Origin of the sequence: Roseburia sp. AF15-21, assembly GCF_003479505.1 — a bacterium.
Classification (GTDB): Bacteria; Bacillota; Clostridia; order Lachnospirales; family Lachnospiraceae; genus Roseburia_C; species Roseburia_C amylophila.
Genome location: NZ_QUHG01000020.1, coordinates 1 through 9,609, shown reverse-complemented (window position 1 = coordinate 9,609; position 9,609 = coordinate 1). Strand labels below are relative to the sequence as shown.

Annotated in this window: 12 protein-coding genes; 11 read left to right on the top strand and 1 reads right to left on the bottom strand. The window is 41.2% G+C overall.

Annotated elements, in window-relative coordinates; translation table 11 throughout:
* Positions 1–101: 101 nt before the first annotated feature.
* Positions 102–1,085: a biotin synthase BioB gene (bioB, locus tag DWW33_RS15310; RefSeq protein WP_022244125.1), complete on the bottom strand. Its 984-nt coding sequence runs from the start codon at positions 1,083–1,085 to the stop codon at positions 102–104.
* Between the two features lie 233 nt (positions 1,086–1,318).
* On the opposite strand from bioB, the gene DWW33_RS15305 reads away from it, so the two are divergent.
* From DWW33_RS15305 to DWW33_RS15250, 11 genes are all read left to right on the top strand, one after another.
* A complete protein-coding gene (locus tag DWW33_RS15305) occupies positions 1,319–2,128 on the top strand; it encodes an MBL fold metallo-hydrolase (protein ID WP_118639814.1) in 810 nt (269 codons plus the stop codon).
* 45 nt (positions 2,129–2,173) lie between these two features.
* Positions 2,174–2,893, top strand: a complete 720-nt coding sequence (locus tag DWW33_RS15295) for a hypothetical protein (RefSeq protein ID WP_330419838.1) — start codon at positions 2,174–2,176, stop codon at positions 2,891–2,893.
* A 257-nt stretch (positions 2,894–3,150) separates the two neighbouring features.
* Complete coding sequence (locus DWW33_RS15290; protein WP_118639812.1) at positions 3,151–4,050, top strand: hypothetical protein; 900 nt, start codon at positions 3,151–3,153, stop codon at positions 4,048–4,050.
* A gap of 139 nt (positions 4,051–4,189) precedes the next feature.
* Positions 4,190–4,282: an ATP-binding cassette domain-containing protein gene (locus DWW33_RS16300; protein WP_197420783.1), complete on the top strand. Its 93-nt coding sequence runs from the start codon at positions 4,190–4,192 to the stop codon at positions 4,280–4,282.
* Complete coding sequence (locus tag DWW33_RS15280; protein WP_118639811.1) at positions 4,272–5,144, top strand: FtsX-like permease family protein; 873 nt, start codon at positions 4,272–4,274, stop codon at positions 5,142–5,144. The genes DWW33_RS16300 and DWW33_RS15280 overlap by 11 nt, the downstream gene beginning before the upstream one ends.
* A gap of 155 nt (positions 5,145–5,299) precedes the next feature.
* A complete protein-coding gene (locus DWW33_RS15275) occupies positions 5,300–5,803 on the top strand; it encodes an ABC transporter permease (RefSeq protein ID WP_118639810.1) in 504 nt (167 codons plus the stop codon).
* A 114-nt stretch (positions 5,804–5,917) separates the two neighbouring features.
* Entirely contained in the window at positions 5,918–7,405 is a 1,488-nt protein-coding gene (locus tag DWW33_RS15270) for an AAA family ATPase (protein WP_118639813.1), read from the top strand.
* Between the two features lie 24 nt (positions 7,406–7,429).
* Positions 7,430–7,660, top strand: a complete 231-nt coding sequence (locus tag DWW33_RS15265) for a hypothetical protein (protein ID WP_022244117.1) — start codon at positions 7,430–7,432, stop codon at positions 7,658–7,660.
* A 33-nt stretch (positions 7,661–7,693) separates the two neighbouring features.
* Positions 7,694–8,413 carry a DUF4190 domain-containing protein gene (locus DWW33_RS15260; protein WP_117841951.1) on the top strand — a complete coding sequence of 240 codons (720 nt, stop codon included), beginning with the start codon at positions 7,694–7,696 and terminating at the stop codon, positions 8,411–8,413.
* A gap of 36 nt (positions 8,414–8,449) precedes the next feature.
* On the top strand, positions 8,450–9,034 hold the full coding sequence (locus DWW33_RS15255) for a polysaccharide pyruvyl transferase family protein (protein WP_118639809.1): 585 nt from the start codon (positions 8,450–8,452) through the stop codon (positions 9,032–9,034).
* A gap of 87 nt (positions 9,035–9,121) precedes the next feature.
* Complete coding sequence (locus DWW33_RS15250) at positions 9,122–9,514, top strand: hypothetical protein (RefSeq protein WP_118639808.1); 393 nt, start codon at positions 9,122–9,124, stop codon at positions 9,512–9,514.
* Positions 9,515–9,609 lie beyond the last annotated feature (95 nt).

The following is a 9,609-nucleotide window of genomic DNA, read 5'->3' as shown; positions in this document are numbered from 1 at the left end:
TAAAAATACCGACCTCCAATCGTTAGATTTTTTGGTCTAACTTTTAGGGGTCGGTACATGGAACGGCTTCCTTTTTTCTATCAAAGGTCCATAAGAATCTATTATGCTTCTTTCCAGTAATCCGGAGTTACATCCCTGCCTAAATCTTCTAACAATTTCCGGTCACTTCTTATGGTAGCGCAGGCAACGGTAGTCAGCATATTTCCGGTAATGGTTGCAGATGCACCAGCCTGAAAAGCAGTTTCGCCATCGTTGGTAAGCAGTGCACGGCCGGCAGCCAGACGGATATTTGCATCCGGATTGATATAACGGAAGAATGCAATGGTACGCAGAATATCATCTTCACTTAACTGCGGCAGATTTTCTAATGGAGTTCCCGGGATTGGCATTAAAGCATTGATTGGAATAGAATCAATGCCCAGTTCAGCTAAACTTACTGCCATATCCAGACGGTCTTCCCAGGTTTCGCCCATTCCGATAATACCACCGGAGCAGGCGCACATGCCTTCCGCTTTTACTTTCTTTAAAGTTTCAATTTTCATATCGTAGGTATGGGTGGTGCAGATATTTGGAAAATTCCGGCGTGATGTTTCTATATTATGATGATAGCTGGTAACGCCTGCCTCATGAAGGCGGTGCAGTTGTTCTTCGTCTAAAAATCCCATGGAAGCACATAAATCGATTTTGCATTCCCGATGCATGGATTCAAAGGCGTGAATGGCTTTTTCAAACTCCGGACCGGTCAGTGCTTTTCCCGCAGTTACGATAGAAAATCGGTCAACTCCTTCGCTTTCGTTCATTTTGCAGGCTTTGATAATATCTTCTTCCGGCAGGAAGTCATATACTTCACAGTTGGTATGGTTATGTGCAGACTGGGCACAATATTTACAGTCTTCCGGACAGCGTCCGCTTCGTCCGTTTATGATAGAACATAAATCTACTTTATCTCCAATTCTTGCAGCACGGATTTTGTCGGCTCCTTCGCATAATTCCTTTAAATCGCAGGTAAGAAAAAAGGATAAATCATCCTCTCGCGTAATGCGTCGTCCGTCAATAATTTCCTGTGCCAGTGTCAGTGCATCCATGGTTTGTCTCCTTTGTATCTGTGTGAATTTTACAGTTTTTTATGATAAACAAAAATTAACTGAATGTCAACCTGAAATAAGATATGAGTTAACAATACGAGAAACAGGAGAAACTACAATGGATGATAGATGCATGAAGAAAATTGCAGGAAGAAAGCTGCCAGGATATGATTGTAGAAATAGTGGAAATTGGTATAATGAAAAGTAATGAGATAAGAAAAGGGGGATTCAATTTGAAAGCAACTGTATTAGTAGATAATATAGGAACGGAAATTGCAACTGGAGAATGGGGGTTGAGCATTTATATCGAACAGGCAGGAAAAAATATACTGCTTGATACGGGTGCATCAAACCGTTTTCTGGTAAATGCAAAAGCATTGGAAAAGGATATCGGGGCAGTGGATTATGGGGTATTGTCCCATGCCCATTATGACCATGCAAATGGGATGCAGGCATTTTTTGAAGAAAATGAGAATGCGAAATTTTATCTTCAAAAGGGAACCGGTGAAAACTGTTATTTTAAGAAGTGGTTTATTCATAAATATATTGGAATTCCAAAACATATCTTAACCAGACAGAAGGATAGAATTGAATATGTGACCGGAAAGTACAAACTTTATGAAAATGTATATCTGATTCCCCATACGACAAAAGGTCTTGAGACAATCGGAGCCGCCAATAAAATGTATATCAGAGACGGCAGACGTTGGCGACCGGACAATTTTGCCCATGAACAAAGTCTTGTAATAGAGGAAGAGGATGGTCTTATTATTTTTAACAGCTGTTCGCATGGTGGCGCAGACAATATTATAAATGAGGTCAGCAAACTGTTTGAAAAGCCGGCAAAAATGATGATTGGTGGCTTCCACATTTTTCAAAAGGGGGAAACTGAAATTCGGCAGTTGGCAGAAAAAATAAAGGAAACCAGTGTAAAAAAGATTTATACCGGTCACTGTACGGGGGGAAGAGCTTTTCGGATTCTACAGCAGGAGTTAGGCGATATGGTGGAGCAGTTAAAAGTTGGTCTCGTAATAGAAGCATAGATATTTCAAAAGAAATAAAGGAAGTAACGGGAAAGGAATCAACAGATGAAAAAATACAAAATCACAGATATTATTGAGGATGAATTCGGCTGTGAAGGACGGCCGGAGGGGGAAGAACCGATGGTTACGATTCTTCTGGTGGATGATACCGGAAAACAGCGCAGCATCCGTATGGAGGATAAGCTGGCTTATGAAAAGAAACTGGATATCGGAGCGGAAATGGAGCTGCCGGAAGAAGAGGTAATGACATTAAACGGAAAAGAATATAAAGTGAAAAAACTGCTTGGAAAGGGGAAAGGCGGCTATTCCTATCTTGTGACGGATGGGGAGAAGGAATATGTCCTGAAACAGATTCACCATGAACCATGCAGTTATTATCAGTTTGATAATAAGTTAGAGGCTGAAAAAAGGGATTATAAACGGCTTATGGAAATTGGAATTACTATGCCAAAGCTGCTTGATATCGATGAGACACAGGAACGCATTTTAAAGGAATACATTCCGGGAGACACTGTCTATCAGCAGGTGGAAAAGGACGCACTGCCGGAAATCTGCCTGCAACAGGTAAAAGAAATGTGCACAAAGTTATATGCTGCACATACAAATATTGATTATTTCCCTACAAATTTTATCCTGTGGCAAAATGTCCTCTATTATGTGGATTATGAGTGTAATGCCTATATGGAAGAATGGAATTTTGAAAACTGGGGAATCAAGTACTGGTCTAAGACAAAAGAATTCTTAGAATATGAACGGACCCATTAATAAAACTTAAGAGATTCTTAGAAATCTAAAATATTCATAAAAGGATTGCCGGGGACAAAATCTTTGTGATACAATAATCCAAAGCATAAAATACAATCCAGATAGCATTTTCTTTTATTCCATTCTGGCAGTCTTAAGCGTTATGACATTTCTGTATCTATCTATGCTTTTTATACCATCTATTAAATAAAAAGCAGGAGAAGTTACAGGAAAAGGAGTATGTAGCAGCTTCCTGCAAATCAAAGGAGGAACTACATATGACAAAGAAAGTACCAGCAGCAAACCGCAATTATAAGGATACGATTTTTCGTATGATTTTTTCAGACAGGGAGTCACTTCTGTCACTCTATAATGCGGTAAACAAACGGAATTATACCAATCCCGATGACTTGGAAATTGTAACATTGGAAAATGCTATTTATATGGGAATGAAAAATGATCTGGCATTTATTTTAGACATGAATCTCTATCTTTATGAACATCAGTCTACAGTAAATCCCAATATTCCTCTTCGGGACTTGTTTTATATTGCAGCGGAATACCAAAAACTCATCGACCGGAAATCGTTATATTCATCTGCAATTCAAAAGATTCCGACTCCCGGCTTTTTTGTTTTTTATAATGGAATAGAGCCGTTAGAGGACTGTTGCATCAGCCGGCTGTCAGATGCTTTTTTACATACCGGAGCAGAACCGGCATTGGAACTGATTGTGACAACATTAAATATCAATGAAGGACATAATTGCGAATTAATGCAGCATTGCCGAAAATTAAAGGAGTATGCGCAGTATGTAGCGAAAGTCAGAAAGTATGCAGAGCAGCTTCCGTTGGAGGATGCTGTGGAACGAGCGGTTACAGAATGCATCCGGGAGAATATACTTGCTGATTTCCTGAAAAAGAATCGTGCGGAGGTAGTTGCGATGAGTATTTTCGAATATGATAAAGTGGAAGAAGAAAAGAAACTTCGCAAAGCGGAGTTTGAGGCAGGGGTAGAACAGGGTATAGAGAAAGGTTTAGCACAAGGCATCGAACGTGGTGAAAAACAGGCATCTGTTAAAGCAGCAACCCGGATGCTCAGGATGGGCAGCTTTTCTTTGGAGCAGATAGCAGAAATTTCAGGATTATCTGTGGATGAAATCAAAGGATTAACAGAATAAATTTTTTTGAAAATTAATAATAATATTTCTCAACAGGATAACCGGAACTTGGTTATCCTTATTTTTGTGCTATAATTCCGATTAGACACGACTAACTTGCACGAAAGAAGGAGAAGCGCTACAATATGCAGTCAATCATGTGAACTTTACCATTAACGAGGGAGAATTTGTGGTGATTTTAGGACAGTCAGGAGCAGGAAAATCGACGGTAGTTAGGTCAGATGATAGATAAAAGCATCGACCGTGATTATTCAGCCATTGTAGACAGAAAATCTATTCCGGGACTGGCGCGGTTAGACAGTGAGTTAGAGCAGCATCAGTCATTTTCCTATCTGTTTGTGATCATTTTTGTGGGAATCGCAATCTTAGTAATTGCAACATCCATGGGAAGAATGGTAGAACAGCAGCGTACCCAGATAGGAACCATGAATGCCCTTGGTTTGAAACGGCATAAAATCATGCTGCATTATATCAGTTTCAGTCTTGTTGTTTCGGTAGTTGGAGTCGTTCTTGGACTGTTGGCAGAAACTTTGTGGGGAAGCCCGGCAGTCATTGGTATGTTTGCAAACTGGTATATCGTGCCGGGTCTGCATTCGGTATTCCATCCGATGTATTTTATCATTGCAGCAGGCATTGTGGCAGTATGCGTACTTGCTTCCTATATCAGCTGCCGGAAACTGCTTCATATTAAGCCGGCAGAGGCATTGCGGCCGGCAGCACCGAAGAAGGGAAAGAAATGCATTTTTGAGAGACTGCCATTCTGGAAAAAACTTTCCTTTACCAGCCAGTACAATCTCAGGGATATTTCCAGAGCCAAGTTAAGAAGCTTTATGTGTGTAATTGGAACGGCAGTCGGTATGTTGCTGATGATATATGCAGTCGGCTGTAATGAACTCTTAGGCAGTATGATAGAGATTAACTTTAATCGCGTAACCGTAGGTGAGTACCAGATTAAATTTTCAGAAGATGCCAAGACGGAAGATGTAGACGATATGGCAGAGGAACTGGATGGCGAAGTGGTAATGGTAAATCAGGTAGAAGTGGCAAAGAAGAAAAATGCATCAGCCGTAAGCTGGCAGCCGACCTTGATGTAAAGGTAGGAGATACCGTATACTGGCATCTTTATACGAAAAATACCTGGTATGAAGCAAAGGTTGGAACCATTTACCGGAGCCTTGAGTCCCAGGGAATCGCATATCTGAGAGAAGACTATGAGAAAACAGGGGCAGAATATACACCGGGATTTCTGATGACAAATGAAAGAGCGGCAGAAGAAAAAGCTGACCTTAGTTATGTAACCGGGGTGAACAGTAAAAGTGAGATGCAGGCGGCGTATGAAAACAGCATGTCGGTAATCAATATGATGGTTGTTATGATGGCGGCATTTTCGATACTTATGATAGTTGTGGTATTGTATAATTCCGGAGTCCTTTCCTTTAATGAAAGAGTAAAAGAATTTGCAACATTAAAGGTACTAGGTTTACGATCTTCTAAAATAAGAAAAATACTGAGCATACAGAATCTGTGGCTGAGCATCATCGGAATCCTTATTGGAGCGCCGCTTGCAAATGTGTCATTAAATGCAATGATAAATACCAATGGAGAGAATTTCGATTATAATCTGTCACTGGCACCGGTGGATTATATCATAGCCGGTATTCTGGTTATGATAATTTCGATGCTGGTAAGCTTTATGTTCTCAAAACGAATCCGCAGTCTCAATATGGTAGAAACCTTAAAAGGTGTAGAGTAAGCGGAGAATAAGTGGATGAATAGACCTTTTCTTTTCAGAACCCTTGTGGTATTCTGAGAGAAAAGGTCTTTGTATATGGAAAGAACCTATGAAAAAGATACAGGAGAGAGAAAAATGCCAGTTTTTGACTTTAGCAATGCACCGGGTGAGAAGAAAACAGAGTCCGTATGCACTTATACAACGTTTCAGTCCAATGAGAAGGAGAAGACGGCGGATGAGCCGATTCTTGTACTAGATAATAAAAAACGTCAGTGGAAACATCATTCCGGAGGAGTGTTTGCAAACCAGAGCCAGCAGACTGCTTTTGAATTTAAAGAGGAAAGCGAGACTTACAGCGCAGATATTTTAAAAGTAGATGCACGTTTCGTCAGCCTGATTAAATGGCTGGGAGAAAATCATATCAGTGTGCGCCTTTCCGGAGAAAACCGGGAAGACGGGTATGCTGTATACAAGATTCGGGAGACAACCTTTGGTGCAGGAACCAAATTGTCGGCAGAGGATGGATTTTTACAGTTTATGATAGAGAGACTTCTTGCCAGCAGTGCACCGACAGAGGAAATGGACGAGGAAGAAGAGGATGAAAATGGAGATGATATGAAGCTGACCAGCTTACAGAGCATTTCCGATTTTATGACTTGCGCCGGCAGAACCATGCCGGATAATATCCGCCTCTGGGCGAGAAGAAACCTTGCAGTAGCACGCTCCCATGAGGTATCACCGGAGGAACGCCGTCATGCCCAGAGAGCATTGTCTATTATGATGAATATCCAGTGGAAGAGCAATTATTTTGAGGCAATTGATCCGGTAGAAGCAAGAAAGATTCTCGATGAAGAGTTATATGGCATGGAGAAAGTAAAACAGCGTATCATGGAAACCATCATTCAGATTAACAGAACCCATACCCTGCCGGCATATGGACTGCTTCTGGTGGGACCGGCAGGAACCGGAAAATCCCAGATAGCCTATGCGGTAGCAAGAATCTTAAAGCTGCCTTGGACAACACTGGATATGAGTTCCATCAATGACCCGGAGCAGTTGACCGGAAGCTCCCGTATCTATGCCAATGCAAAGCCTGGAATTATCATGGAAGCATTTTCCATGGCAGGAGAATCCAATCTGGTATTTATTATCAATGAGTTAGATAAAGCAGCATCCGGCAAAGGAAACGGAAACCCGGCAGATGTGTTGTTAACCTTGTTAGATAACCTTGGATTTACCGACAACTATATGGAATGTATGGTTCCGACCGTGGGAGTTTATCCGATTGCTACTGCTAACAATAAAGCCGATATCAGTGCACCGATTTTATCCCGTTTTGCAGTAATTGATATCCCGGATTATACATCAGAAGAAAAGAAGATTATCTTCTCCCGGTTTGCACTGCCGAAGGTATTAAAACGAATCGGCCTGCATCAGGGTGAATGTGTTGTAACAGAGGATGGACTGGATGCAATTGTAGAGCAGTTTAAGCATACTTCCGGTATCCGTGATTTAGAACAGGCAGCGGAACATTTAGCAGCCAATGCCCTTTATCAGATCGAAGTAGACCATGTGCCATCCGTAACCTTTGATGCTGAAAATGTGAAGAAGCTGTTTGTGTAAAAGTGATTGGTAAGGAGAATAAGGATGAGCGGATATTTAATCAAAGATACAACAAAAGAAGAACGTGAGGCAATTGTTGCAGAATCCTTGGGAAATATTTCTGCAACCTGCGATGGATGCAGTGCCGGAATCGTGGAAATGTATCAGGCATACATTGATGGAGAGAAGGAACTCCGGGAGATTAATATGGAATTCAATGCCCGGTATGTAAGCGGCATGGAAGGACCGGAACGCCGGGGATGCCCGATGGAATAAAGGCGGTTTACATAATATAAAGGAGAAGGAAAAATGAGCAAAGAAAAAACAGAATACAGATTTAGCGTGCATGCGGCACCGGCAGTGATTAACCAGGTGATTCAGAATTATCTGGCAGCCAACCAGTATGTACAGATGCCAAAGCCAAATGCCAATTATTATTTCTTTAATGACCCGTGGATGAAGGGAAAACGTTCTATAGAATATTACATTCATGGAACAGAGGTGATTGTGCTGGCATATATGGGAACTTTTGAGAAACCAAGAGGGCTGGAAGGCTTTGTAGGTGCCATTCCAAAGAAATCTTTCCGGGATGATTTAGAACCGCTGTTTGTAGAACTGCATCGCATTGATATGATGGGTATGGCACCACAGCAGGGAATGCCAATGCAGCAGGGAATGCCAATGCAGCAGGGAGCACCGATGCAGCAGGGCATGCCACCACAGCAGGGGTATATCCCGCCACAGAACAGTGCCAATCAGTTTGTGGAGAAATCCAGAAAGACAAGGGAGAACTGGACGATTGCAGGTTTTGTAATCAGCTTGGTGGGACTGCTGTTATCCTTCTTTGGTATTACATACGGAGCAATTATAATTGTGCTGGAATTCTGGTGTGGATTCCAGGGCTTACAGACGAAGAAAAAAGGACTTGCAATTGCAACCATTGTGCTGGCGGGAATCAGTGTACTGCTTTTAATTCTGTCAATCGTGTATACTGCAAGCCATCCGGTGAGAAGTTACAGATACTATTAAAAGGAAACGTAAAATAAAAGAAGAGAGGTGACGGAGATGAAAATAGCTGTATTACACGGAGCAATTATTAATGCCGGCGATTTTTTGATAAAGAACCGGGCAATTTCATTACTGAAATATTTTTATCCAGACAGTGAAATCGTGGAATATTATCGAAATCAGAGTCTGGAAGAAAAACTTCCAGAAATAAATGCCTGCGATATTTTAGTGTTTGCCGGTGGACCTGGATATTGTAATGGATTTTATCCAAGGATGGCACCAGTTACAGATGATTTAAATAAAATTAAAATCCCAGTTATGCTCCTTGGCATGGGATGGTGGGAACACAATTCAGATGTGGTCAGCCAGTATAGTTATCAATTTGAAGAACCTATGAGGGCACTGTTTCAGAAAGCAATGGAAAAAGGCCTGAAGATGGGATGCAGGGATATTGCAACCGTGAATGTATTGCGCAACAATGGTTACGATAATATAGCGATGACAGGTTGTCCGGCATGGTATGATTTGGAACATATTGGAATTACAAGATATACCGGAAAAGGGCTGACATCCAGTAGAAAAATCTGTATTTCGGATTGCGGAAACATGGCGAATTGGGGTCTGGCAGTAGAATTGACCTAGTTTGTAAGAAGATTCTTTGGAAACTGTGAAATATATTTTGTCTGCCATAGAGGCTTCCCGGATGCAAGGCTTGGAATAGAACCAATTATGAAGGAACTGAATGTGCATTTTATGGATATATCAGGCAGTGATGAAGGATTTAAAGTATATGATGACTGCGATTTGCATATCGGATTTCGTGTACATGCTCATATCTATAACCTTTCCAGAAGAAACCTCTCCATATTACTGGAAGAAGATGCAAGAGGAAGCAGCCTCAATGAAACATTGGGACTGCCTGAGATTAAGACAAAGTATCTTCAGGTAGAAAAAGGAGCATTACAGTACCATATCAATGATAAGATGATTTACCAGGTGGAGGATGCACTTCTTAATCTTGCAGAGAATCATTATTGCAGCATGGAAAATGCATATCGCATGATGAATCAGTATTTTGAAAATATGAAACGTCACATTTTATCCATTAAGGATATTATATAAGAATGAAAATAAAAGAGATAACCCCGGTGTCAGTGATTGATATGTACCCTCTTTACTGGACAACCAGTAAGGAGGGTGTTTTTATGCGTTATAGT